The organism is Ruegeria sp. AF8, from assembly GCF_056541825.1.
The window spans coordinates 610,856-634,365 of sequence record NZ_JBQFYW010000001.1 but is presented as its reverse complement, the minus strand read 5'-3'; the positions used below and the strand labels follow the sequence as shown (position 1 = coordinate 634,365).

22 protein-coding genes are annotated in these 23,510 nt (G+C 63.1%); 10 read left to right on the top strand and 12 right to left on the bottom strand.

The window, feature by feature from the left end; genetic code table 11:
* Positions 1-74: 74 nt before the first annotated feature.
* Positions 75-686: an isochorismatase family protein gene (locus tag ACR0AO_RS03240; protein ID WP_480599835.1), complete on the bottom strand. Its 612-nt coding sequence runs from the start codon at positions 684-686 to the stop codon at positions 75-77.
* Positions 687-996: 310 nt separating this feature from the next.
* Here ACR0AO_RS03240 and ACR0AO_RS03235 point away from each other — a divergent pair, with 310 nt between their 5' ends.
* Together ACR0AO_RS03235 and ACR0AO_RS03230 are read left to right on the top strand one after the other, a co-directional pair.
* On the top strand, positions 997-1,596 hold the full coding sequence (locus ACR0AO_RS03235; RefSeq protein WP_480599833.1) for a DsbA family protein: 600 nt from the start codon (positions 997-999) through the stop codon (positions 1,594-1,596).
* Between the two features lie 55 nt (positions 1,597-1,651).
* Complete coding sequence (locus tag ACR0AO_RS03230) at positions 1,652-2,140, top strand: DUF2244 domain-containing protein (RefSeq protein ID WP_480599831.1); 489 nt, start codon at positions 1,652-1,654, stop codon at positions 2,138-2,140.
* Positions 2,141-2,156: 16 nt separating this feature from the next.
* On the opposite strand, the gene ACR0AO_RS03225 is transcribed toward ACR0AO_RS03230, so the two are convergent.
* Complete coding sequence (locus ACR0AO_RS03225; protein WP_480599829.1) at positions 2,157-2,636, bottom strand: GatB/YqeY domain-containing protein; 480 nt, start codon at positions 2,634-2,636, stop codon at positions 2,157-2,159.
* Positions 2,637-2,819: 183 nt separating this feature from the next.
* Between ACR0AO_RS03225 and carA the strand changes: the two genes are divergently transcribed.
* Together carA and ACR0AO_RS03215 are read left to right on the top strand one after the other, a co-directional pair.
* The gene (gene carA, locus ACR0AO_RS03220) at positions 2,820-3,986 is read left to right on the top strand and encodes a glutamine-hydrolyzing carbamoyl-phosphate synthase small subunit (protein ID WP_480599827.1); all 1,167 of its coding nucleotides are present in this window, start codon (positions 2,820-2,822) and stop codon (positions 3,984-3,986) included.
* A gap of 80 nt (positions 3,987-4,066) precedes the next feature.
* Positions 4,067-5,953 (top strand): glycosyltransferase, encoded by a 1,887-nt coding sequence (locus ACR0AO_RS03215; RefSeq protein WP_480599825.1) that lies wholly within the window; start codon positions 4,067-4,069, stop codon positions 5,951-5,953.
* 3 nt (positions 5,954-5,956) lie between these two features.
* Here ACR0AO_RS03215 and ACR0AO_RS03210 read toward each other — a convergent pair whose 3' ends face one another.
* A complete protein-coding gene (locus ACR0AO_RS03210) occupies positions 5,957-6,607 on the bottom strand; it encodes a GntR family transcriptional regulator (protein ID WP_480599823.1) in 651 nt (216 codons plus the stop codon).
* A gap of 95 nt (positions 6,608-6,702) precedes the next feature.
* On the opposite strand from ACR0AO_RS03210, the gene ACR0AO_RS03205 reads away from it, so the two are divergent.
* From ACR0AO_RS03205 to ACR0AO_RS03195, 3 genes are all read left to right on the top strand, one after another.
* Positions 6,703-7,347, top strand: coding sequence for a pyrimidine 5'-nucleotidase (locus ACR0AO_RS03205; RefSeq protein WP_480599821.1), 645 nt, complete (start codon positions 6,703-6,705; stop codon positions 7,345-7,347).
* A 130-nt stretch (positions 7,348-7,477) separates the two neighbouring features.
* Entirely contained in the window at positions 7,478-7,729 is a 252-nt protein-coding gene (locus ACR0AO_RS03200) for a hypothetical protein (RefSeq protein WP_480599819.1), read from the top strand.
* Positions 7,730-7,802: 73 nt separating this feature from the next.
* A complete protein-coding gene (locus ACR0AO_RS03195) occupies positions 7,803-8,999 on the top strand; it encodes a UbiH/UbiF family hydroxylase (RefSeq protein WP_480599817.1) in 1,197 nt (398 codons plus the stop codon).
* Between the two features lie 33 nt (positions 9,000-9,032).
* Here ACR0AO_RS03195 and ACR0AO_RS03190 read toward each other — a convergent pair whose 3' ends face one another.
* Positions 9,033-10,160 (bottom strand): aminotransferase class V-fold PLP-dependent enzyme, encoded by a 1,128-nt coding sequence (locus ACR0AO_RS03190; RefSeq protein WP_480599815.1) that lies wholly within the window; start codon positions 10,158-10,160, stop codon positions 9,033-9,035.
* 233 nt (positions 10,161-10,393) lie between these two features.
* Between ACR0AO_RS03190 and ACR0AO_RS03185 the strand changes: the two genes are divergently transcribed.
* Positions 10,394-11,128 carry a GntR family transcriptional regulator gene (locus ACR0AO_RS03185; RefSeq protein ID WP_480599813.1) on the top strand — a complete coding sequence of 245 codons (735 nt, stop codon included), beginning with the start codon at positions 10,394-10,396 and terminating at the stop codon, positions 11,126-11,128.
* Between the two features lie 6 nt (positions 11,129-11,134).
* Here ACR0AO_RS03185 and ACR0AO_RS03180 read toward each other — a convergent pair whose 3' ends face one another.
* On the bottom strand, positions 11,135-11,593 hold the full coding sequence (locus ACR0AO_RS03180; RefSeq protein WP_480599811.1) for an Lrp/AsnC family transcriptional regulator: 459 nt from the start codon (positions 11,591-11,593) through the stop codon (positions 11,135-11,137).
* The gene (locus tag ACR0AO_RS03175; RefSeq protein WP_480599808.1) at positions 11,590-12,045 is read right to left on the bottom strand and encodes an Lrp/AsnC family transcriptional regulator; all 456 of its coding nucleotides are present in this window, start codon (positions 12,043-12,045) and stop codon (positions 11,590-11,592) included. Before ACR0AO_RS03175 ends, ACR0AO_RS03180 begins: the two co-directional genes overlap by 4 nt.
* A 131-nt stretch (positions 12,046-12,176) precedes the next feature.
* On the opposite strand from ACR0AO_RS03175, the gene ilvC reads away from it, so the two are divergent.
* The gene (gene ilvC, locus ACR0AO_RS03170; protein ID WP_480599806.1) at positions 12,177-13,199 is read left to right on the top strand and encodes a ketol-acid reductoisomerase; all 1,023 of its coding nucleotides are present in this window, start codon (positions 12,177-12,179) and stop codon (positions 13,197-13,199) included.
* Positions 13,200-13,285: 86 nt separating this feature from the next.
* On the top strand, positions 13,286-14,194 hold the full coding sequence (locus tag ACR0AO_RS03165) for a DMT family transporter (protein ID WP_480599804.1): 909 nt from the start codon (positions 13,286-13,288) through the stop codon (positions 14,192-14,194).
* An 82-nt stretch (positions 14,195-14,276) separates the two neighbouring features.
* Here the strand turns inward: ACR0AO_RS03165 and glmM are convergent, their stop codons facing one another.
* From glmM to glyS, 6 genes are all read right to left on the bottom strand, one after another.
* Positions 14,277-15,623 (bottom strand): phosphoglucosamine mutase, encoded by a 1,347-nt coding sequence (gene glmM / locus ACR0AO_RS03160; RefSeq protein WP_480599802.1) that lies wholly within the window; start codon positions 15,621-15,623, stop codon positions 14,277-14,279.
* 31 nt (positions 15,624-15,654) lie between these two features.
* Positions 15,655-16,653, bottom strand: a complete 999-nt coding sequence (folP, locus tag ACR0AO_RS03155) for a dihydropteroate synthase (protein WP_480599800.1) — start codon at positions 16,651-16,653, stop codon at positions 15,655-15,657.
* Complete coding sequence (locus ACR0AO_RS03150; RefSeq protein WP_480599798.1) at positions 16,650-17,570, bottom strand: dihydroneopterin aldolase; 921 nt, start codon at positions 17,568-17,570, stop codon at positions 16,650-16,652. The genes folP and ACR0AO_RS03150 overlap by 4 nt, the downstream gene beginning before the upstream one ends.
* Before the next feature lie 274 nt (positions 17,571-17,844).
* A complete protein-coding gene (locus ACR0AO_RS03145; protein ID WP_480599796.1) occupies positions 17,845-18,486 on the bottom strand; it encodes a cell wall hydrolase in 642 nt (213 codons plus the stop codon).
* 188 nt (positions 18,487-18,674) lie between these two features.
* Complete coding sequence (locus tag ACR0AO_RS03140) at positions 18,675-21,215, bottom strand: putative PEP-binding protein (protein WP_480599793.1); 2,541 nt, start codon at positions 21,213-21,215, stop codon at positions 18,675-18,677.
* Positions 21,216-21,302: 87 nt separating this feature from the next.
* Positions 21,303-23,501 carry a glycine--tRNA ligase subunit beta gene (gene glyS / locus ACR0AO_RS03135; RefSeq protein ID WP_480599790.1) on the bottom strand — a complete coding sequence of 733 codons (2,199 nt, stop codon included), beginning with the start codon at positions 23,499-23,501 and terminating at the stop codon, positions 21,303-21,305.
* Positions 23,502-23,510: the final 9 nt, after the last annotated feature.

Here is a 23,510-nt window from a genome sequence, read left to right as displayed (position 1 = left end):
TGAGACAGCTTTGAAACCCCGCCTTCCCGGCGGGGTTTTTTTATGACCGGGATGCGCCGGAAAATTGCCTGTGTTCAGAACAATTGATGGACATCCTCCGACCGGATCAGATTGGCATATTTCTGTTCCATGTCGAACAGGCTCGCTTCGTGGGGGCCTTGCGCCCGGTCTCCGACGCAGTCCGAGATGACCGTGGGCCGGAAATTACCGCTGACAGCATCCACCACTGTGGCCCTGACACAGCCGCTTGTCGTTGCTCCGACGACAGCCAACGCATCGACATTCTTGCTGCGCAGCACCGATCCGAGATTGGTGTCGAAGAATGCCGAGGGCTGGGTTTTGCAAACTACAAACTCGCCCTTTTCAGGGCGCAGAATGTCAATGACATGACTTGCGGGGTCGCTGTCTTTCAGATCGCGCAACCGCGGAGCCTTTTCGCACCAGACCCCCGTATCGGACCCGTCCTCGGAATATACGATGCGGGTGAAGACAATTGGCAGGCCCAACTCTCTGAACGCGGACAGGACACCGACACTTGTCTTCGCCGCCTCCAGACAATTGCCGCCGCCGAATATCTCGGGATCGATAAATCCGTTCACGAAATCGACCACCAATAGCGCCGTGCGTTTTCCCTTTTTCAGGGTCCCGCCCATTTGCTGCTTTTCGTAGATACCAATATCGCTCATCGGAATATCCTGACGGAACTTTCACTCAAACCTTAGCATGCACAATCGCGGTCGCACATTGCGTTCGCCAAAAACCGCCCGGTACCAATGACGGCCGATCCCCGGCCGTGGCGGCATTCGCGTGGCCCGCCAGGACGGCGCCGGCGCGCCCCGGCCCGGTACAGGCCGCCACAACAGCAGTAAACCGCAACGCCTTCCCGGACGGCTTTCTTGTCCAAGACCTCCATCACCAGGGCGGCTTGAAATAGCCAGACAGGCGAAAATCGGGTATTCTTTCAAGGGCCGCTTACTTCTTTCAGGAGTTTCGCTCATGCCTGAGATTGATTTTTGGTATTCCATCGGAAGCACATACACATTCCTGACCGTCATGCGCCTGCCGGAGTGGTGCAACGAGCACGACGTCACGGTGCGATGGCGCCCGTTCAACGTGCGCACGGTCATGACCGATCAGAAGAACGTGCCTTTTGCCGGCAAACCGGCCAAGTCGTCATATATGTGGCGCGATATCGAGCGCAGGACGGCCAAATACGGCCTGCATGCTCATTTGCCCGCCCCCTACCCCATCTCGGATCTGGCGCTGGCCAACCAGGTCGCTCTTTTGGGCATGTCCGAGGGCTGGGGTCAGCGGTTCACCGAAAACCTCTATCGCATCTGGTTCGAGGATAGCGTGGAGGCGGGAAGCGAAACCGCGCTGTCCGAGGCGCTGTACCGCTGTGAACAGGACCCGATGCCGGTGCTGGCCCGCGCGCGGGAACCGGACGCCGCCCGCGCGCTGGAACGGGAAACCGAGACGGCGGTCTCGCAAGGTGTTTTCGGCGCGCCAAGCTTTGTCGTGCGGGGCGAGCTGTTCTGGGGCGACGACCGGCTGGACGACGCGTTTTCCTGGGCGCGCGTCGGCCACGTGGTTTGAGCGGGCCGGGCAAGATTGCGCTCGACCCGTAGGGCGGAAATGCTAGATCTCAGTTATGCCCTATCGGTGGAAACAGAATTCGGATTCGGTGCAGGAACTGCATCTGTGGCCGCATAATTCGCTGCCGCCGCGCGGCGCGATGGCGATCATTCTGAGCATCTTTGTGATGGGGCTGTTACCGCTGATGGCGGTGTTGGGATCGGTTCTGCTGTGGGGGTTGCTGCCGTTTACGCTGCTGGCGGTGCTGGGGCTTTGGCTGGCGCTGGAAATGAATTATCGGCAGCGGCGCACGCTGGAGGTGCTGACGCTTACGCAAAGCAAGGCGCGGCTGGTGCGGCACGATCCGCGCGGGCGCGCGCGGGAATGGAACTGCAACCGGTATTGGGCACGACCGGAGATGCACCGGCATGGCGGCCCGGTGCCGCATTACGTCACCCTCAAAGGGGGCGGGCGCGAAGTGGAGATCGGCGCGTTTCTGTCCGAGGACGAGCGTATCGCGCTTTATGACGATCTGCTCGTGAGGCTGAACCGCTCCGGCAACTGAACCCGCGCGTAGGTGCCTAGCCGCCCTTCGAGGCGCAGAGCTGATCCTTGACCATCGGGCCGACCTTGCCGAAATCCATCTGGCCGGTATGGCGCGCCTTGAGTTCGCCCATGACCTTGCCCATGTCCCGGATCGACCCCGCCCCGGTGGCGGTGATCGCGGCATTGATGGCCCGAGTCACCTCGTCATCGTCCAGCTGCTTGGGCAGAAATTCCTCGATCACCGCGATTTCCTGACGTTCGCGTTCGGCCAGATCCAGCCGCCCGCCCTCTTCATAGGCGCGCGCGCTTTCATTGCGCTGCTTGGTCATTTTTCCAAGGATTTCAAGAATGTCCGCATCGCCGCAACCCTGCGCCTCGTCATTGTCCGAGCCGCGCGTGGCGATATCCCTGTCCTTGATCGCGGCATTGATCAGGCGCAACGTCGACAACCGCGCCGTCGCCTTATCCTTCATTGCCTGCTTCAGGGCGGCATTCACCCTTGATCGCATATCCATATGTTCTGCCCATCCCCATGGATCCGGAACCCCGACCATATAGAAACAAAATGAATGAGACAACAGGCGGCCGGTATGGTTAACCCATTGAAATCTATGGAGAGCGCAAAAAACGAACGGACTTGACCCGGCGGCGCAACCCCCTTAGGTATGCGCCGATTTACCCAGCAGGAGAGTCGTGCCATGGCCCAGAACGCCACGTCCAAGCCCACCGCATGTCTGGCACTGGCCGACGGGACGCTGTTTTACGGGCACGGTTTCGGCGCCACTGGCCAGACCGTGGCCGAACTGTGTTTCAACACCGCGATGACCGGCTATCAGGAGATCATGACCGACCCGTCCTATGCCGGGCAGATCGTGACCTTCACCTTTCCCCATATCGGCAATGTCGGGGTCAACCCCGAGGATGACGAGACCGGCGATCCGGTGGCCGAAGGGATGGTGGTGAAATGGGACCCGACCGAGCCGTCGAACTGGCGCGCAGCGGAGGAGTTGAAAGCGTGGCTGGCCAACCGGGGCCGCATCGCCATCGGCGGTGTTGATACCCGCCGCCTGACCCGCGCCATCCGCCAACAGGGCGCGCCGCACGTGGCACTGGTCCATGACCCGGACGGCAATTTCGACATTGAAGCGCTGATCGCCGCCGCCCGTGGCTTTGCCGGGCTGGAAGGCATGGATCTGGCCCGGAAGGTTACCTGCGCCCAGAGCTACCGCTGGGACGAGATGCGCTGGGCCTGGCCCGACGGCTATGCCCGTCAGGAGGCCCCGCAGCACAAGGTGGTCGCCGTCGACTATGGCGCAAAGCGCAATATCCTGCGCTGCCTGGCCTCGGCCGGGTGCGATGTCACGGTGCTGCCCGCCACCGCCACTTCCGAGGAAGTGCTGGCGCATGATCCCGATGGCGTGTTTCTGTCGAACGGCCCAGGCGACCCGGCGGCGACCGGCGAATATGCGGTGCCGATGATCAAGAAGATCCTCGACGGCACCGACCTGCCCGTCTTCGGCATCTGCCTGGGCCACCAGATGCTGGCGCTGGCCCTTGGCGGTCAGACCGTCAAGATGAACCACGGCCATCACGGCGCCAACCACCCGGTCAAGGATCTGGAAACCGGCAAGGTCGAAATCACCTCGATGAACCACGGTTTCGCGGTGGACGCACAGACCCTGCCCGAAGGTGTGGTCGAAACCCACCGGTCGCTGTTCGACGGCTCGAACTGCGGCATTCGCATGGCTGACCGGCCCGTCTATTCGGTGCAGTACCACCCCGAGGCCTCGCCCGGCCCGCAGGACAGCTTCTATCTGTTTGAACGCTTCGCAGCGGCAATGGCGGCACGGAAAACCGTGGCATAGCACGCACGACATCACGCTTAACGACCCGTTAACCTTGTTCGGTCACTCCTGATGCAGAACGCCTGCATCAGGGTTGTGGTATGATTGAGCAGAGCCTGAAAAACCTATCCCCGACGTATCCCGTCGCTGAGACGCGGGTCAGGCAGCCACTGGGCCGGTATCTGGTCGAAAATGGCGTCATCACCGAAAGCCAGCTTGTTCAGGCCCTGAGGCTTCAGGAGCGTGTGAACGCACCCATCGGGGAAATCCTGATCGCCGAAGGTCTGGCCGATGCAAATGACATTCTGTCGGTGCTGGCGGCGCAATACGGTCTTGAAGTCGCGGCGTTGGACGCGCCCGCGCCCACGTCTGAGCTTTGCACCTTGATGCCCGCGCCATTCTGGCTGGAGCATCGTCTGGTTCCATGGATGCGGCTGGGCCCGCTGGTTCTGGTGGCGACGGCGCGGCCGGATCGTTTTGACATTCCGCGTGCGCTGTTGGCCGAGGCGGGCGTGACGGCGATCCCGGTTCTTGCCTGGACCGACGATATCGACCGCGCCATCGCCCGCCTGTTTTCCGGCATTCTGGCCACGGCGGCGGAAACCCGCGTCATGGCCGAGCAAAGCTGCAGAAACTGGAATGCGGCCTCGCGATTGCCATTCATTTTGATCGCGCTGCTGCTTGTCGCCGCCATGGTGGTGTCGCCGCTACCGGTATTTGCGGTCCTGACCATGGCGGCGGTTCTGACCCTGGGCCTTTTCACCACGCTCCGCGTGGTAGGAATTCTGGGGCAGATGGCGGGGCACGCGCTGGTCAACGCCCCCCGCCCCGGCACCGAAAGGCCCGCCGCCGACGCCCGGTTGCCACGGGTGTCGGTTCTGGTCCCGCTCTACAAGGAGCGCGAGATCGTCGGCGACCTGATCCCGCGCCTGAACCGGCTGACCTATCCAAGGGCGCTGCTCGACATCATTCTGGTTCTCGAGGAAAAGGACCAGATCACCCACGACACGCTGAAACAGTCGCAGTTGCCTGCCTGGATGCGGGTGATCGAGGTGCCCGACAGCAAAGGGCTGACCACCAAGCCCCGCGCCATGAACTATGCGCTGGATTTCTGCCGGGGCGATATCGTGGGGGTCTGGGATGCCGAGGACGCGCCGGTCGCCGATCAGATCGAACACGTGGTGGCCCGGTTCGCGCAGGTTCCCGAAGATGTCGTGTGTTTGCAGGGGATTCTGGATTACTACAACCCGCGCACGAATTGGCGCTCGCGCTGCTTCACCATCGAGTACTGCAGCTGGTTCCGCGTCGTTCTGCCCGGCATGGCGCGGCTGGGTCTGGTCATTCCTCTGGGCGGCACCACGCTGTTTTTTCGCCGCAAGGCGCTGGAGGCGCTGGGCGGTTGGGACGCGCATAACGTCACCGAGGATGCCGATCTTGGCGTCCGGCTGTGCCGGGCCGGTTACCGGACCGAAGTGATCGACACGGTCACCTATGAAGAGGCCAATTTCCGTCCCTGGCCGTGGATTCGCCAGCGCTCGCGCTGGCTGAAAGGGTTCATGGTGACATATCTTGTGCACATGCGCTCGCCCCGCAAACTGTTGGGTGAACTGGGGCTGAAACGGTTTCTGGGGGTTCAGGCGTTTTTTCTGGGCACCGTGGGGCAGTTCCTGCTGGCGCCGGTTCTGTGGTCATTCTGGCTGATGCTGTTCGGGCTGCCGCACCCTCTGTCCGGGGTTTTCCCGGCCTACGCCATGGCGGCCCTGATCGGGTTTTTCATTATCGCCGAGACCCTGAACATGATTGTCGGTCTGGCGGCGGTTTCATCCGAGCGCCGCCGGTTTCTGATGCCCTGGGTGCCAACGATGGTTCTATATTTTCCGTTCGGCGTCATCGCGGCCTACAAGGCGCTGTGGGAATTGGCGATCAAGCCCTATTTCTGGGACAAGACCCAGCACGGGCAGGCCGGTGAAGAATGCGCGCCCGGTTGAGGCCTATTGGCGCTCGCGCTTGTCGGCGTCCTGCTTGAGCCGGGTCATGAAGGCGATGGAGATATGCTCCTTGAGCGCCTGCTGTGCCGCATCCTCGTCGCGTGCGGCGATTGCCTCGACAATGCCCTTGTGTTCGCTTTGCGCCACCTCGCCGCGCCCCTGCGCGGCCAGCGACGTGGTGGCCATCAGCGCCATGGTGCGATGCACGAGGTCCAACTGCTGCACCAGATAGCGGTTGTGCGATGCCAGGTGAATCTGTTCGTGAAACCGCCGGTTCGCCCGAGACAGGGCCGACGGGTCGTTGACCAGCGCGTCATCCTCCTGAACCATGTCGCGCAACACCCGGATCTCCTCGTCGGTGGCATGCTTGGCGGCGAGGCGCGCGGCCAGACCTTCGAGCTCGCGGCGCACCACGTAAAGCTCGGCCATCTGGTTGTGATTCAGCGAGGCGACGATCAGCGAGCGCCCGTCGCGTTCCAGCAGCGATTGGGTTTCCAGCCGTTGCAGGGCTTCGCGAATGGGCGTGCGCGACACGCCGAACCGATCGGCCAGTTCGCTTTCGACCAGACGGTCACCGGGTTTGTAGATGCCTACGTCGATCGCTTCGAGGATCAGGCTGTAGGCGTCGGTGTTGGACTGGCGGCTCTGGCTCATGTTGTCATCTGGCTCCCTGTTCGGACCTGTCTATCCGCCGGGTGTGCCTGCGATCAAGATTGAAATCCGACCATGTCCGGCCTAAACCGGCACGCATGGTGAAGCCCGCATTCTCTCATGTCACGCAATGGGTGTTCGATCTGGACAACACCCTCTATCCGCCGCACATGCGCCTGTTCGACCAGATCGAGGTGCTGATGACGCAATATGTCATGGGAGCGCTGGGGGTCGAACGCGCCGAGGCGGACCGGCTGCGCTCGGACTACTGGCGGCGCTACGGCACTACGCTGGCGGGGCTGATGGCCGAGCACGACCTGGACCCCGAGCCCTATCTGCAGGCGGTGCATCAGGTCGACATGAGCCATATGGAGGCGGATACCGAACTGGCCGCCCATATCCGGTCGCTGCCGGGCCGGCGGATCGTCTATACCAATGGCAGCGCGCCCTATGCCGAACGGGTGCTGGCGGCGCGCGGGCTGAGCGGGCTGTTCGATGCGGTTTATGGCGTCGAACATGCCGGCTACCGGCCCAAGCCCGAAAGGGTGGCCTTTGAGGCGATCTTTGCCCGCGACGGGATCGCGGCCGCGCAGGCCGCCATGTTCGAGGACGATCCGCGCAACCTGGCCGCGCCGCACGAGATGGGGATGCGCACCGTTCATGTGGCGCCCGAGCACCATCCGGCGGACCACATCCACCATCACACCGACGACCTGACCGCGTTTCTGTCGCGCCTGGTCTGAGCACCCGTCGGCGGCTTGCTGCGACCTGCTGCCTCAGCCCCCGGCACTGCGTCAAAATGCACCTGCCACATGTATCTTTTGGTTCCTATATGCGCGTCGCAAGACATCGAACCGCACAAAGGAACCCGCCATGGCCGCCATCGACTTTCCCCTGCCCCGCCGCCCCCTCTGGCAGCGCCTGATCTTTGCCGTGCCGCTATTCGGCTGGATCGCCCGCGAGATGGCCGAGGGCGAAGCGGAGACCTGGTATTTCGCCGCCTTCGCACTGGTTGCGATGTGGGGATGTTCAGCCCTTCTGTTTGGCCTGCCCGGACTTTACGTCCCGGCGTTGATGGCGGTGCCGGTGGTGTTTCTGCTGCTGATCCTGATCTCGCGCGGCTGAGATACGGGACAGGATGTCACTTGGCGCCGGGTCGGGAATCCACCTAGGGTCCGGCCCGAACGGAGAGCGTGCAATGATGACCAGCTGTGACATCCTGATTTCCGGCGGCGGCATCGCCGGGCTGACCGCGGCCGCCGCCTTTGGCACCGCCGGGTTCAACGTGATCTGCGTCGACCCTGCGCCGCCGGTGACCGAGCGCGACGCCGAAGGCTCGGACCTGCGGACCACTGCCTTCCTGCAACCGGCGCGCGGATTGCTGGAGCAATGCGGGCTGTGGCCCCGGCTGGCCGACCATGCCGCGCCATTGCAGATCATGCGCATTGTCGATGCAGGCGGTGAGGTGCCGGAACCGCGTGTGGTGCGGGATTTCAACGCCGCCGACATCTCGGACCAGCCCTTCGGGTGGAACCTGCCGAACTGGCTGCTTCGGCGCGAGATGGTGGCGCGGCTGGCCGACCTGCCCAATGTCGAGTTCCGCCCCGGAACCGCCACCACCAGCCAGTTCACCCGAACAGCGGAGGCCCGCGTCGGCCTGAGCGATGGAGGCCGCGTGCGGTGCAGGCTGGTGATTGCCGCCGATGGGCGGGCCTCGCCCATGCGCGAGGCCGCCGGAATCAACGTTCAGACCACACGCTATGGCCAGAAGGCGCTGGCCTTTGCCGTCACCCATCCGATTCCGCATGAAAACGTGTCGACTGAGATCCATCGCTCGGGCGGTCCGTTCACCCTCGTGCCCCTGCCGGACTGGCAAGGCCAGCCCTCGTCGGCCATCGTCTGGATGGAACGCGGCCCGAAGGCGGTCGACCTGATGCAGATGTCGCCCGAGGCGTTCGAGGCGGCGATGACGGAACGGTCCTGCAGTCTTTTCGGGCCGCTGAAGCTGGCGTCGCGCCGCACCCTCTGGCCGATTATCAGCCAGTCGGCAGACCGACTGGCCGGCGAACGGGTCGCGTTGATGGCCGAGGCAGCGCATGTGGTGCCGCCGATCGGCGCGCAGGGCCTGAACATGTCGCTGGGCGATCTGCGGTCACTGCTGGATCTGGCACAGGCACGGCCGGAGGGGTTGGGCGATGCGGAAATGCTGGAGGCCTATCACAAAGCGCGCCACAACGAAATCGCGCTTCGTGTCAGGGGAATCGACCTGCTGAACCGCGCCTCGATGATCGAGGCGCGCCCCTTGCGGGATGCGCGGGCGCTGAGTCTGAGCGCGCTCTATTCACTGGCCCCGGTGCGCAAGACGCTCATGCAGATGGGGCTGGGCGTAAGGTGAGCGGTGAGGCGGGCGCATCAGCCCGCCACCCGGTCAAAGCACCTGATCCAACACCCGTTTCAGCCGCGCAATCGTGCCGTCCACATCATAGAGCTTGTCCAGCCCGAACAGTCCCAGCCGGAACGTGCTGAACCCTTCGGGTTCGTCACATTGCAGCGGCACCCCGGCGGCGATCTGCATGCCCAGCGCGGCAAATTTCTTGCCGTTCTGAACCTCGGGGTCGCTGGTGTAGCTGACCACAACCCCCGGCGCTCCGAAACCTTCTGCGGCGACGGACATGATGCCCTTGTCCTTCAGCATCGCCCGGACACCGTTGCCCAGCGCCCATTGCGCATCGCGCAGCTTGTCAAACCCATATTCGCGGGTCTCGGCCATGGTGTCGCGAAAGGCGCGCAGCGCATCCGTCGGCATCGTGGCGTGATAGGCATGACCGCCGCCCTCATAGGCTTTCATGATGTCACGCCATTTCTTCAGATCGATGGCGAAACTGTCCGAGCTGGTCTCGGCCAACCGCTGCTCGGCGCGGTCCGAAAGCATCACGAGGCCCGCGCAGGGCGAGGCGCTCCAGCCCTTCTGCGGGGCCGAGATCAGGACATCGACGCCGGTGGCCTTCATGTCGACCCAGACACAGCCCGAGGCGATGCAATCCAGCACCATCAGCGCGCCGACCTCATGCGCCGCAGACGCCATGGCGGTGATGTAGTCGTCAGGCAGGATCACACCTGCCGCAGTTTCCACGTGAGGGGCAAATACGAAGTCGGGCCTTTGCTCGCGGATGGCGGCCACCACCTCGTCGATCGGTGCGGGCGCAAAGGGCGACGGGCTGTCATTGCCGGTCTGGCGCGCCTTCATGACCGTCGTGCTGGCGGTCAGGCCGCCGGTTTCGAAAATCTGGCTCCAGCGATAGGAAAACCAGCCGTTGCGCACCACCAGAGCGTTGGCGCCGCGGGCGAACTGGCGGGCCACCGCCTCCATCCCGTAGGTGCCGCCACCTGGGATCACCGCAACTCCGTCGGCCTTGTAGACATCCCGCAGCATGGCCGAGATATCCCGCATGACCTGCTGGAAAGCGGATGACATGTGGTTCAGGGAGCGGTCGGTGAAAACCACCGAGAATTCTTCGAGACCGTCGGGGTCAATGGTTTCAAGCAGCGCAGGCATAAACAGTCCTTTCTGTCGCGGTGGTTCATTTCTGACTGCGGCTTTCCGTGAGGTAAAGCGGGAAATCGTCAGAAAACTGCGATTTCCGACATCCCGGCCGGGCCAGCTGTTGTAAATTCATCACCCATTCGAACCAAAGACAATGTTCCGGCATCCGTTAATGAAAGGTTAGAGAATTGACGCCAATCAGTGTCACCAGACCTTTACACTCTGGCGTGTTTCTGAACAGATGGATGCAGCCAGAGCATGAAAGTACGGAGTTACCAGTGACGGCGAAAAAGCGTATTAGTTTTCAAGTTGTTCGAGATGAAGTTAAGCGCAGAATTGAGACCCGCATTTGGCCTCAGGGATCGATACTGCCCACGGAAACGGAATTGGCCGACGAATTCGGCTGCGCCCGTGCAACCGTCAACCGCGCCCTTCGAGAACTGGCGGATCAGGGATTTGTCGAACGCAAACGCAAAAGCGGCACGCGGGTCAAGAAATCCCCGTTGAAACAGGCACGGCTTGAAATCTCGCTGGTCCGACATACGGTCGAAGACAGAAATTCCGAATACCGCTATGTGCTGGTCGAGCGCAACGTGCTGGCAAGCCCCGCTTGGCTGGCGTCACAGCTCGGCCTGCCTTACCAAACGCCTGTGCTGCACCTTCTGTGCATGCACTATGCCGACAATCGTCCGTTCCAGTTGGAAGAACGCTGGATCAACATCGCGGCGGTACCAGAGATCGAACATGCTGATTTCAGCCAGTCCGGTCCTCATGAATGGTTGCTGCACGCGGCCCCGTTCGCGGATGCAGCCGTTACGTTTTCCGCCATCGCCACCGATGGACGCCTTGCCGAGTTCATGGGCACCACATCTGGGGCCCCGGTGCTGCAGACCGAACGCATGACCTGGCTGAACGACACGCCGGTGACATTTGCCCGGATGACCCACCATCCCGGCTACAGGATCAGCAGCCAGTATTAAGGCCGTCTATCCGATCGGCCCGGCCAGCCGCTCCTCGCTCAGCAGGACATTGGCCTCGACGTCCCCGGCTCCCGGCAATGTCATGATGCGGCGCCGCAGGACACGCTCAAAATCCGCGAGATCCCGCGCAACCACCCGCAAGCGGTAGTCGTACAATCCCAGCACGTGCTCCACGGTCTGCACTTCGGGGATGGCGCTGACGGCGCGTTCGAAATCCTCAAGGCTGACCTGCCCCTTGCGCGCCAGTTTGACGCCCAGAAACACTGTCACTCCGAACCCCAGCGCCCCGGCATTCAGGCGCAGACGCCGGCCCTTGATAACGCCCGCCTCCTCCAGACGTTTGATCCGCCGCCAGGTGGCAGGTTGCGACAGGCCAAAGCGCCGCCCCAGCGCTCCGGCGCTTTGGGTGGCGTCCTGCACCAGCGCCCGCAGCAGCTTGCGGTCGATCCCGTCCAGTTCGATCATACCGGCAGCACCTCGTCGCGTTTCACCCGGGCAATGTGCATCAGCGCCTCGATATCGGCGATATGCGGCAGGGTCAGGATGCGGTCGCGATAGAGTTGCTGATAGTGGGGCATGTCCCTTGCGATCACCGACAGGCGCACATCGACCCGGCCCAGAAATGTCTGGATTTCGATCACCTCGGGTACCTGCCGCGCGGCGGCGGTGAACTCGTCAAAGGCGCGGGCCTGCGTCTTGTCCAGCGTCACCCGCAGCGACACCTCGACCGCATAGCCTAGCGCGCGCCAGTCTATCACCGCCTCCTGCCCCTCGATGATCCCGGCGGCCTGCATCTTTTCGATCCGGCGCCAGCAGACGCCGGATGTGATGCGGCAGCGCTCGGCCAGTTCCCCGGTCGAAAGGCTTGGATCGGCCTGATAGTGGCGCAAAATCCGGCGGTCGATGTCATCAAGCATGATTTCTCCACATTTTACCAATCCCGCGAATGATTCTTCACCTTTTCCACAAATACTCAGCCCCTTCCCTATCGCCAATATCCGATCTCACCGATAAAAGCACTGCAATCGAAACAGAAAGGACCGGCGAAATGCGCGTCTATTACGATCGCGATTGCGACATCAACCTGATCAAGGACAAGAAAGTGGCGATTCTGGGCTATGGCAGCCAGGGCCACGCCCATGCGCTGAACCTGCGCGACTCGGGCGCCAAGAACCTAGTCGTCGCCCTGCGCGAAGGCTCGCCCTCGGCCAAGAAAGCCGAAGCCGAAGGCCTGACCGTCATGGGCATCGCCGAAGCGGCGGCCTGGTGCGATGTCATCATGTTCACCATGCCCGACGAACTGCAGGCCGAGACCTACAAGAAATACGTGCATGACAACATCAAGCCGGGCTCGGCCATTGCTTTCGCCCACGGCCTGAACGTCCACTTCGGCCTGATCGAGCCGAAAGAGGGCGTCGACGTCATCATGATGGCCCCCAAAGGCCCCGGCCACACCGTGCGCGGCGAATATGTCAAGGGCGGTGGCGTACCCTGCCTTGTTGCCGTTAACACCGACGCAACCGGCAAGGCGCTGGAAATCGGCCTGTCCTACTGCTCGGCCATCGGCGGCGGCCGTTCGGGCATCATCGAAACCAACTTCCGCGAAGAATGCGAAACCGACCTGTTCGGCGAGCAGGCTGTTCTATGCGGCGGCCTGGTCGAACTGATCCGCTGCGGCTTTGAAACCCTGGTCGAGGCCGGATACGCACCGGAAATGGCCTATTTCGAGTGTCTGCACGAAGTGAAGCTGATCGTCGACCTGATCTATGAAGGCGGCATCGCGAACATGGATTACTCGATCTCGAACACTGCCGAGTATGGCCAGTACGTGACCGGCCCGCGCATCCTGCCGTATGAGCAGACCAAGAAGGCGATGAAAGAGGTTCTGAACGACATCCAGCAGGGCAAGTTCGTCCGCGACTTCATGCTGGAAAACCAGGTCGGCCAGCCCTTCCTGAAAGCCTCGCGCCGCGCCAATGACGAACACCAGATCGAAGAGGTCGGCAAGAAGCTGCGCGGCATGATGCCGTGGATTTCGGCCGGCAAGCTGGTCGATCAGGAAAAGAACTAAGGCGCCCCGCGGAGCATTTCGCAGCCCATTTTCTCTGCCGGGCGCCCCATTTTGGGGCGCCCGTTTTTTTTCGTTAAGGTCGTCACATGCCAGACACTCCCGGGGCCGTGAATTGGGCCAAGCTTTTGTTCCTCGGTGTGATCTGGGGCGCGTCCTTCATGTCGGTGTCGCTAGCGCTTGATGGGTTCGCGCCGATGACGATCGCGGCGCTGCGGATCTCGATCGGCGCGCTGTGCCTGCTAGGCGTGGTGACCGCGATGGGTATCGGCCTGCCCTCGCTGCGGTCCCGCGATGGTCCGGTCATCTGGGCCTGTGCGCTGGGCATGGGATTTTTCAGCAACGCGCTGCCCTTCACCCTGCTCAGCTGGGGGCAGACCTATGTGGCCAGCGGCTTTGCCGGCGTCTGCATGGCGGTGGTACCGCTGTTCGTGCTGCCGCTGGCGCATGTGCTGGTGCCGGGCGAGCACATGACCCTGCGCCGCACCGTCAGCTTTCTGATCGGCTTTGCCGGGGTCGTGGTGCTGATCGGGCTGGACGCGTTTCGATCCGCCGGAACCGATTTTGAATCGCTTGCCCGTCTGGCCTGCCTTGGCGCTTCGCTCTGCTATGCCGTCGGCTCGATCATCACCCGGCTCTGCCCATCGGTGAACATGCTGTCGCTGTCTGCCGCCGCGCTGTTATGCGGTGCCGTCATGATGACGCCGGTTGCGCTGTGGGTCGAGGGCGTGCCCGAATGGCCCGCCGCCCTGCCGCTCGGCGCTGTCATCTATCTCGGTCTGTTGCCCACGGCGCTGGCACAGGTACTGCTGGTTCAGGTGGCCCGCAGCGCCGGACCCGCGTTCCTGTCGACGGTGAACTATCAGGTGCCGGTCTGGTCCGTGATATTCGGCGCCGTCCTGCTGGGCGAGGCCCTGCCGCCGCAGCTGTTTGCCGCTCTGGCACTGATCCTTGGCGGCCTGCTCCTCAGCCGCAAACGCCGCCCGCGCATGACGTAAGAGTTCAGACAGCAAAGCAATTGCCACCGCCCATGTGGTGGCTGCTGCCGAACCTGTCAGGGGACCACGTCAGTTTGGCGCGTCAGACCGACACCGCCCCCGACACCGCGTTCACGACCGAATCCACTGTCTGTTCCAGCAGACCTTCGTCCTCGCATTCCGCCATCACGCGGATCAGCGGTTCAGTGCCGGACTTGCGGATCAAAAGCCGCCCCTTGCCGTTCAGCGCGCCCTCGGCATCGGCAATTGCCCGTTGCACCATCGGCAGTTCCAGCGGCGTCTGGCCCGCGCCGAAACGCACGTTTTTCAGCAGTTGCGGCACCGGGGTGAACTGTCGCGACAGTTCCGAAGCGCGGCGGCCCGACAACACCATATCGGCCAGGAAATGCAGCCCCGCCATCAGCCCGTCACCGGTGGTGGCGTAGTCGCTCATGACGATATGGCCCGATTGTTCGCCGCCCAGATTGAAGCCGCCCTCGCGCATCCGCTCAACCACATAGCGGTCGCCGACCGCCGTGCGTTCCAGCCGCAGGCCCTGACTGTCCAGATGACGTTCGAGGCCGAGATTCGACATCACCGTGGCAACCAGAGCGCCACCGTTCAACTGCCCTTCGGCGGCCCACCGCGATGCCAGCAGCGCCATCAGCTGATCGCCATCGGCAACCGCGCCGGCCTCGTCGATCACGATGACGCGGTCGGCATCGCCGTCAAGACAGATACCCACATCGGCACCATGGGCGACGACGGTTTCGGCGGCCAATTGCGGATGGGTCGAGCCGCAGCCCAGATTGATATTCTTGCCGTCGGGCGCCACGCCAACCGGGATCACATCGGCCCCCAGTTCCCACAGCACTTCGGGCGCGGTGCGGTGCGCCGCGCCATTGGCGCAGTCGATCACCACTTTCAAACCGTCCAGCCGCAAATCGCGCGGCAGCGAGGATTTCACCCGCTCGCCGTACCGGAACCGGGCGTCGTCGACCCGACGCGCACGGCCGATATTCTGCGCCTGCGCCGGTTTCACGCCTTCTTCGATCAGCCGCTCGATTTCGATCTCGGCCTGATCGGAAAGCTTGTAGCCGTCGGGGCCGAAGAACTTGATCCCGTTGTCCTGAGCGGGATTGTGGCTGGCCGAGATCATCACCCCAAGGTCGGCCCGCATGGACCGGGTCATCAATCCCACGGCGGGCGTCGGCACCGGCCCCAGCAACAGCACGTTCATCCCCGTCGAGGTCAGCCCCGCCGTCAGCGCGTTTTCGAACATATAGCCCGACAGGCGGGTATCCTTGCCGATCACCACCCGGTGCACGCCCGAAGCGTCTCGACGAAAATACCGGCCCACCGCCGCGCCCATGCGCAGCGCCAGTTCTGCTGTCATCGGGTAGGTATTCGCAGTTCCCCGCACCCCGTCGGTGCCGAACAGCTTACGCATAATGAGCCTCCGTAGTCGTCTATGCGCAGAATTAACGGACAGCGGCCCAGAGGCGCAAGGCCTGCGCGGTTTCCCTGACGTCATGTACCCGGATTATCTGCGCCCCCTGCGCCAGCCCGGCCAGCGCCACGGCGATCGAACCGGGGGCACGGGCGTCGGCGCGGGGTTCGCCGCCGATCCGTCCGATGAATCCCTTGCGCGAGACGCCCAGCAGAATCGGGCAGCCCAGACCGTGAAACAGGCTGAGGTTTTGCAGCAGGGTCAGATTGTGCGCTTCGGTCTTGCCAAAGCCAATCCCCGGATCGACGACGATTTGCGCCCGCGCAAGCCCCAGCGCCACAAGCCGGGAAACCTGCGCTTCGAGGAAATCGTAGACGTCCAGCAACACGTTTTCATATTGCGGATCGTTCTGCATCGTCGCCGGGTCGCCCTGCATGTGCATGACGCAGACCGGCACCTGATGCGCTGCGCAATAGGGGGCGAGATCGGGGTCGAACACAAAACCCGAGACATCGTTGACCAGGCTTGCGCCCGCTTCGACCGCCGCCCGGGCTACTCTGGCCTTGCGGGTGTCGATGGAAATTGCGGTGCCGGTCTCGGCGCGGATGGCCTCGATCACCGGGACCGTGCGGTCGATTTCCTTGTCGATGGCCACTGTTTCGGACCCCGGCCGGGTGGATTCGCCGCCGATATCGAGAATCGCCGCCCCCTGTGCGACCATGTCCCGCGCCGCCGCGCGGGCGGTTTCGACGGTGTTGTGCCGTCCGCCATCTGAAAAACTGTCCGGCGTGGTGTTGATGATCCCCATGATCTGCGGCTGGCCCATGTCCAGACCGGCGACCGGGGTGCGGGGCGCGGTCAGGCGGTCGAGCGCCTGTGCGGGGATCGCGCGCGCCTCAACCACAAAAGCGGCGGCGTTTCTGGCAAGTTTCTCGGCGTGGGTGAACCACATATCCGTGCCCGCCAGCGGAACTGCCCCGTCGGGCCGCGCCCGGCCCTGTTGCACCAACGGGCGGTAATAGCCGGTCACAGTTGCGCCTGCTCCACCGGAATCTGTCGCAGCGGCACGCTGGCATCGCCGTGCAGGTCACCACCGATCACCAGCATTTCGCTGGCCTCGAAGGTGGCCGCGAACCAGGCGGCCAGCGCCACTGCATCGGCGCGTTTGGCCGAGGGGCCGTCCACCGCGTCGAGCACGATCTTGGACGGAGCCCAGACACAAATCTGGCCGTTTTTCATCGCCCAATCCAACTCGGTCCGGGTCGAGACCACGACACAACGATGGTCGCGCGCGGCCAGAACCCATGCATTCTGTTCGATGGCCAGAAGGTCGATCCGGCGCTGGGTCATCGCATGGCCGGTTTGCGGCACCGGCAGCGGCGACGCGCCGACGCACAGGATCAGGGGACGCCGGCGGTGTTCCAACTGATCGATCCATGCCGACAGGTTGTCCGACATGATCGCCTCGTTTGACAGGAAAACCAGGCGGGGATGGGGGCGTTCCTCGGCGGCGACATCGTGGTAGACCATATCCTTGCCACGCACGATCTCTACCCCCAGAGCGCCCGGACCACGATCCAATTTTTCTATGCGGACAAAAACCCTTACAGCCTGAGGTTCAAGCAAAATACGCTCTGCCACACGCTCGGCCAACGTCTCCAGCAGGTTCAGGCGTTCCGCGGACAGCTCATGCGCGATGGCCTCGGTCACGCGGTCATAGGACAGGATCCGGTCGACATCGTCGTCGATCGGCCCGGTCAGGGGTTTGACCTCGACCACGATGTTGAAACAGATGCGCTGGGTGGTACCGCGCTCGGCCTGAAAGGCGCCGATCTCGACCTCGACGATATGATCCCGCAGCGAGATGCGGTCCAGCGGCCCGAGCGACGCGGTCGCTTCGGAGCGTTCGGAGGGGTGCGCGAAGGCGAGGCGGATTTCGGAACTCATGCGTCTGGCCTTTTCGGCTCGATGAAAGGGTCCACCTTGGATAGACGGTGGAGTGGCCTATAGCAGCTTCGTAAACGCCACACCAGCAACAGAATGCGTCCTCAGACGGGCCTGAACCAGCGTACCTTACCAGAAACGGTACAGTTATGCATGTGGCTGGTTGCTCGGATTGCCGGCCCGTCGACGCACGCTCGGCCCAGGCCTTGCCGCCTGGCGCAATCGCGGAAAACCGGCGCTTCACTTCATGTGTCAGCAGGAAGCGGGTAGGCTGCTATCAGTTGCTGGCGGTCCGGTAATTGTGCCGATAAAAGATGTGCACACCTATCCGCGTGGTTTCCTTGTAGACTCGCGACCAGGACGGGCGCACCGCTTTTGTGTGGTAATGGGTGGCACCGTCTGTGAGTTCTTCAGCGACACCGTCAATTGCCAGCCGGGCGACCTTAGCCACGCGTGCATAAGCCTGTTTTTCCGCGATCACCTCCTTGAGGCCATCGCAGGTATAGGTGAACTGGCATTGGTACTTGCGGCCCGTCCCCTGTCGAATGACCCCGCAAAGCGTATCGGGAAAGCGGTCGGTCGCGACCCGGTTCAGGATCACTTCTGCCACGGCGAACTGTCCTTTGACGCTTTCACCGCGAGCTTCGAAATACAACGCCTCGGCCAGGCATTGCCAGTTTTCATCCCCGGTTGCCTTGGGGTACTGATCCAGCCATTCCCGGGTGTAGCTCACCTTGACCGGTTCGGCTTCCTTTTCGCGCTGGAAAAGTTTCAGATAGTCGCGAAAGTTTTGAGCCAGCGGCTCGCTCCGGGACACGACTTCCGCGCCGCCGGAATAGACCGAATCGCGTTCAGCACTGGATGCAGTTGGAAACAAAAAAGCGGCCAGAACCGCCGTGGCAGCAACAAAGCGTATCATTCAGAAAACCTCGCACAGGCACATAACGCGCCAAACCCTCCCCCGGCGGGCGCGAGGAGGCTCTTAGCGCACTTGGCGCCAAAGGTCCAGTTCCTGGGAAAAAGCAAGAGGAATCATGCCCGTCCAGGCAAGATTCTGCGACCTCAAGTACGCTCAAACACCACTAAATTTGGGGTTCACGGGCTTTGTCAACCCCCAAGTTTGGACGAAATTGCCAGTTGAGCGGCAGCCAGCCGAGCGACCGGCACACGGAAGGGCGAGCACGAGACATAGTCGAACCCCGCGGACCGGCAAAAGGCGATTGATTCGGGGTTGCCGCCATGTTCTCCGCAAACCGACAGGGTGACCTCCGGTTGCGCCCTGCGCCCGCGTTCAGCACCCAGTTGCAGAAGTTCGCCCACGCCGTCGGTGTCGAGCACATGAAACGGGTCTTCGGCAAAGACCTGCTGGTTCACATAGGCCGACATGAAACGGCCCGCATCATCGCGGGACAGGCCATAGGTCATCTGCGTCAAGTCATTGGTGCCAAAGCTCAGAAATGCTGTGTTCGGCGCGATTTCATCGGCGCGCAGGCAGGCGCGCGGGGTTTCCACCATCACGCCCAGACGGTAGTCGAACTCTTTGTCCTGTTCCGAGGCCACCGCCGCCGCCACCGCATCGATGCGCGCCTTGACCAGTTCCACCTCGCGCTTGGCAGAGACCAGCGGGATCATCACCTCGGGCACCACCGGCTCGCCTTCGCGGCTGGCCTCAAGCGTCGCCTCGAATATGGCGCGGGCCTGCATGTCGTAGATTTCCGGCACGGTGACGCCCAGGCGCACGCCGCGCAGGCCCAGCATGGGATTGTATTCGGTCATCGCGGCGACCCGGCGCTCGACATCCGAGACCGGCAGGTCCAGCGCATCGGCAAGTTCGCGCTGGCCGCTGCGGGTGGTTGGCAGAAACTCGTGCAAAGGCGGGTCGAACAGGCGGATGCAGACAGGCTGCCCTTCCATGATTTTGAAAAGTTTCACAAAATCATCACGTTGCATGGGCAACAGACGTTCCAGAACTGCCGCGCGCCCTGACGGCGTTTGGGCAAAGATCATCTCGCGCATTACGGTCAGGCGACCCGGATCGAAGAACATGTGCTCGGTCCGGCACAGGCCGATGCCCTGCGCGTTGAAGTTGCGCGCGGTCTGGGCGTCGTCGGGGGTATCGGCATTGGCCCGGATGCCGATATCGCGTTCGGCGTCGGCCCAGGCCATCAGGGTCTGAAAACAGTCGTCCTGTGCCGCTTCCAGCATGTCGGGCTCGCCCGCCAGGACCTGCCCGGAACTGCCGTCGATGGTCAGGATATCGCCGGTCCGGAACACCCGCCCGTCCGGGGCCACAAGTTGCCGTTCCTTGATCCGGAAGCGCATGTCCGATGCGCCGACGATACAAGGCAGGCCCATGCCGCGCCCGATCACCGCCGCATGGCTGGTCATGCCGCCCTTTTCGGTCAGAACGGCCACGGCGGCATGCATGCCGCGCACGTCCTCGGGCGAGGTCTCACTGCGCACCAGAATGCAGGCCTCGCCCCGCGACGCGCTGGCCTGCGCCTCGGCGGCGGTAAAGACGATCCGGCCCGTAGCCGCGCCGGGGCTGGCCCCGATCCCCTTCGCCAGAATGTCGCGGCGGGTTTCGGGATGCACCTGCCGGTGCAGCAGTTCGTTGACCGAATGCGGATCGATCCGCATCACCGCCTCTTGTGGAGTGATGATACCGTCTTCGGCCAGATGAACGGCGATGCGCACGGCCGCCCGTGCGCCGCGTTGGACGCGGACACCGTCGAGAATATGGACATGGCCATTCTCGATCACGAACTCGACCTGCATTTCCTCGCGCAGCTTCCGGCGCATCAGGGCGGCATGGTCTTTCAGGGCGGCGAAGGCTTCGGGCGCGACATCTTCCAGTGACTGTCCGCGCCGGTCTTTTTCAAGATAGAGCGCCGAAACCCCCTCGCCCAGCGCATCGCGGCCCTGCGACTGACTCAGATAGCGGCCGGTGATCTGCGACAATCCGGTCGTCGGGTCGATCAGTTGCAGCACGCCCGATCCGCATTCGCCCTGCCCGACACCGGGGATCATTTCCTGCACCACCAGACCCAGACCGGCATCCGCCGGCGCCCCCTTGGCCTGCCGCAGCAGCCGGGCCGACGTGCCGTCCCATGCCCGCGCCATCGACCGCAGCACCGCGATCAGTTGTTCGCCGCGATCCTGGGGAAAGCTTTCGTCGGTTTCATCCTCATAGGCGCGCAGCGACTGGCGCAGGCCCTCGCGGCCATCGGCCTCGATATCGTCGAACACGTCCGGGTCCAGCCGCGCCACGTGGATCGCGTAGCTTTGAACGAAGCGCAGATAGAGCGCCGCCGCCGCTTCGACCCCCATCGTGTCGGACAGATCGACATAGCGGGCATCGTTCATGCCGATGTTCAGTATGGCGCCGGGACCGCCCCAGTCGGGATCTTCGGAACTGGGCCGGACACAAAGCAGCGTCGCCGGGTCGAACTGATCCAGAATGGCGGCGATATCGGGGACCTCGCCTTCGGCGATGTGATGCACCGAGTTGAACGACAGCGCCACGGTACGCGGCACCGGAAGGTCGAGGCGCACCAGACGCTGCAGGCATTTGGCCCGCCCGCCATGGGTCGTGGTCGCCACCGGGGCGCTGGGGGTGATGAGGGTGGTATCCGGATTATTCTGCACTGCGGCATCCTTTCGCTTGCCTGCAGCATAAGCGGCTTTGTCCGTGGCGCAAGAGTGATGTCGGGCGCTTGGGGCGCGCCCGGTCACTCAGCCTTCGATCCGGGTCAGATCGGCGACCGAGGAACAGACCTGGCGGATCTGGTTCAGCAGGTTCAGCCGGTTTCGGCGCACGACGGCATTATCGGTGTTGACCTGGACCTCTTCAAAGAAGGCGTCGATCGGCGCGCGCAGGGCCGCCATCGCCGCCATCGCCGCGGGGAAATCCTCGGCCTTGAGGGCGGGGGCGATTTTCGTCTCGGCCCCGGTCAGCGCCGTAAAGAGCGCCTTTTCGCTGTCGGCCTCGGCGAACTTGATATCGGCGCCATAGGAATATTCCACCCCGTCCTGTTCCTCGGCCTGGGTCAGGATGTTGTTGGCGCGCTTGAAGCCCTGCACGAGGTTCTCGCCATCCTCGGTCGTGATCACCGCATTCAGCGCGCGGGCGCGTTTGACCAGCAGGTTGAGGTCGTCATTGCCCTCCATCGCGATACAGGCGTCGATGATATCGTGGCGGATGCCCTCGTCACGGAGGAAGACCTTGAGACGGTCGTGGAAGAAGGAGAGGAGGTCAGCAGCGGATTCATCACTCTTGAACGTCTCTGAGGCCAAATTTTCTACCAGATCATCGAGTTTTGGCGAAACCCGATCTTCAGGGTTCTCGTGTTGATCACGCAAGATTTGCGCCTCTTTCCGAATTTCACCTTTCAATTCGGTCTCTCCAAAGTGCTTGAAGTGCCCAAATATCAAATTGGAAGAATCCAAGCGGAGATCGCTGGTAAGAACCAACCGAATAACCCCAAGTGCTGCCCGCCGCAGGGCGAACGGGTCTTTCGATCCCGTGGGTTTCTCATCAATCGCCCAGAACCCGGTCAGCGTGTCCAGCTTGTCGGCCAGCGCAACGGTCACAGACAGCGGCGCGGTCGGCACGTCGTCGGACGGACCCAGAGGTGAGTAATGTTCCTGCGCCACGGCGGCCACGGCGGCGTCTTCCCCTGCCGCTTCGATGTAATACCGCCCCATAAGCCCCTGAAGTTCGGGGAATTCATAGACCATCTCGGAATTCAGATCGGCCTTGGCCAGACGCGCGGCTTTCTCGGCCTGATCGACATCTGCGCCCGTCACCGGGGCCAGTTCGCGGGCCAGTGCGGCGATGCGGTCGATCCGTTCGGCCTGTGTGCCCAGCTTGTTGTGGAAGGTCACGTTCTCAAGCGCGCGGGTCCATTGGGCGATGTCCGATCTGGCCACGCGCAGGTCGTTGTCCCAGAAGAACTTGGCATCGGCCAGACGCGCCGACAGCACCTTTTGGTTGCCCGCCAGAATGGTCGCGCCATTATCCGCCGTCTCGCGGTTGGCAACGGTGACGAAGCGTTCGATCCGGCCCGTTTTCGGATTGCGGACCGAAAAGAATTTCTGATGCTCTTTCATCGAGGTCTGCAGCACTTCCGGAGGAAGATCGAGGAATTCGGCGTCGATCTGCCCCATCAGTACCACGGGCCATTCGACCAGCCCGGCGACCTCGGCCAGCAGGCCCTTGTCCTCGACCAGTTCCAGACCGGCGGCAAAGGCCATGTTCTGCGCTTCGTTCCAGATATGTTCGGCCCGCTCGCTGGGCGACAGGATCACATGGGCGCGTTTCAGCTTGGCGGCATAGTCGTCGAACGACGTGACAGGGAAACGGCCCGGCGCCATGAAGCGGTGGCCCTCGGTCTTGTCGCCCGACCTGACCCCCTCGACCTCCAGCGGCACCACCTGCGCGCCGGTCTCGTCGGTGAGGATGCACAGGATCGAATGCAGCGGGCGCACCCAGCGCAACGATGACGCGCCCCAGCGCATGGATTTCGGCCAGGGAAAATTGCGGATCGTCGCCTCAAGCACCTCGGCCACGATTTCCGCCGCCGGGCGGCCGGGTTTTTCGATGGTGGCGAAATAAACCGCACCCTTGGGGGTATCGCGTTCCTCAAGCTGGTCGCGGGTGATCCCGGCGCCGCGCAGAAACCCCTCGACGGCCTTGTCGGGCGCGCCGACCTTTGGGCCTTTGCGTTCCTCGCGGATGGTGGGGCTGGCGGCCAGCAGCCCTTCGACCGCCAGCGTCAGGCGGCGCGGCGTGGTCAGGGCGGCGGCATGGGCATAGGTCAGACCGGCCTCGACCAGACCATCGGTGATCCGCTTTTTCAGATCCTCGCCCGCGCGGGTCTGCATGCGCGCGGGGATTTCCTCGGAAAACAGTTCGATCAGCAGGTCGGGCATGGTCGGTCC

Coding starts and splice junctions, on each gene's coding strand:
- ACR0AO_RS03240 (WP_480599835.1), bottom strand. CDS start 686: ATGAGCGATATTGGTATCTACGAAAAGCAGCAAATGGGCGGGACCCTG.
- ACR0AO_RS03235 (WP_480599833.1), top strand. CDS start 997: ATGCCTGAGATTGATTTTTGGTATTCCATCGGAAGCACATACACATTC.
- ACR0AO_RS03230 (WP_480599831.1), top strand. CDS start 1,652: ATGCCCTATCGGTGGAAACAGAATTCGGATTCGGTGCAGGAACTGCAT.
- ACR0AO_RS03225 (WP_480599829.1), bottom strand. CDS start 2,636: ATGGATATGCGATCAAGGGTGAATGCCGCCCTGAAGCAGGCAATGAAG.
- carA (WP_480599827.1), top strand. CDS start 2,820: ATGGCCCAGAACGCCACGTCCAAGCCCACCGCATGTCTGGCACTGGCC.
- ACR0AO_RS03215 (WP_480599825.1), top strand. CDS start 4,067: ATGATTGAGCAGAGCCTGAAAAACCTATCCCCGACGTATCCCGTCGCT.
- ACR0AO_RS03210 (WP_480599823.1), bottom strand. CDS start 6,607: ATGAGCCAGAGCCGCCAGTCCAACACCGACGCCTACAGCCTGATCCTC.
- ACR0AO_RS03205 (WP_480599821.1), top strand. CDS start 6,703: ATGGTGAAGCCCGCATTCTCTCATGTCACGCAATGGGTGTTCGATCTG.
- ACR0AO_RS03200 (WP_480599819.1), top strand. CDS start 7,478: ATGGCCGCCATCGACTTTCCCCTGCCCCGCCGCCCCCTCTGGCAGCGC.
- ACR0AO_RS03195 (WP_480599817.1), top strand. CDS start 7,803: ATGATGACCAGCTGTGACATCCTGATTTCCGGCGGCGGCATCGCCGGG.
- ACR0AO_RS03190 (WP_480599815.1), bottom strand. CDS start 10,160: ATGCCTGCGCTGCTTGAAACCATTGACCCCGACGGTCTCGAAGAATTC.
- ACR0AO_RS03185 (WP_480599813.1), top strand. CDS start 10,394: ATGCAGCCAGAGCATGAAAGTACGGAGTTACCAGTGACGGCGAAAAAG.
- ACR0AO_RS03180 (WP_480599811.1), bottom strand. CDS start 11,593: ATGATCGAACTGGACGGGATCGACCGCAAGCTGCTGCGGGCGCTGGTG.
- ACR0AO_RS03175 (WP_480599808.1), bottom strand. CDS start 12,045: ATGCTTGATGACATCGACCGCCGGATTTTGCGCCACTATCAGGCCGAT.
- ilvC (WP_480599806.1), top strand. CDS start 12,177: ATGCGCGTCTATTACGATCGCGATTGCGACATCAACCTGATCAAGGAC.
- ACR0AO_RS03165 (WP_480599804.1), top strand. CDS start 13,286: ATGCCAGACACTCCCGGGGCCGTGAATTGGGCCAAGCTTTTGTTCCTC.
- glmM (WP_480599802.1), bottom strand. CDS start 15,623: ATGCGTAAGCTGTTCGGCACCGACGGGGTGCGGGGAACTGCGAATACC.
- ACR0AO_RS03150 (WP_480599798.1), bottom strand. CDS start 17,570: ATGAGTTCCGAAATCCGCCTCGCCTTCGCGCACCCCTCCGAACGCTCC.
- ACR0AO_RS03145 (WP_480599796.1), bottom strand. CDS start 18,486: ATGATACGCTTTGTTGCTGCCACGGCGGTTCTGGCCGCTTTTTTGTTT.
- glyS (WP_480599790.1), bottom strand. CDS start 23,501: ATGCCCGACCTGCTGATCGAACTGTTTTCCGAGGAAATCCCCGCGCGC.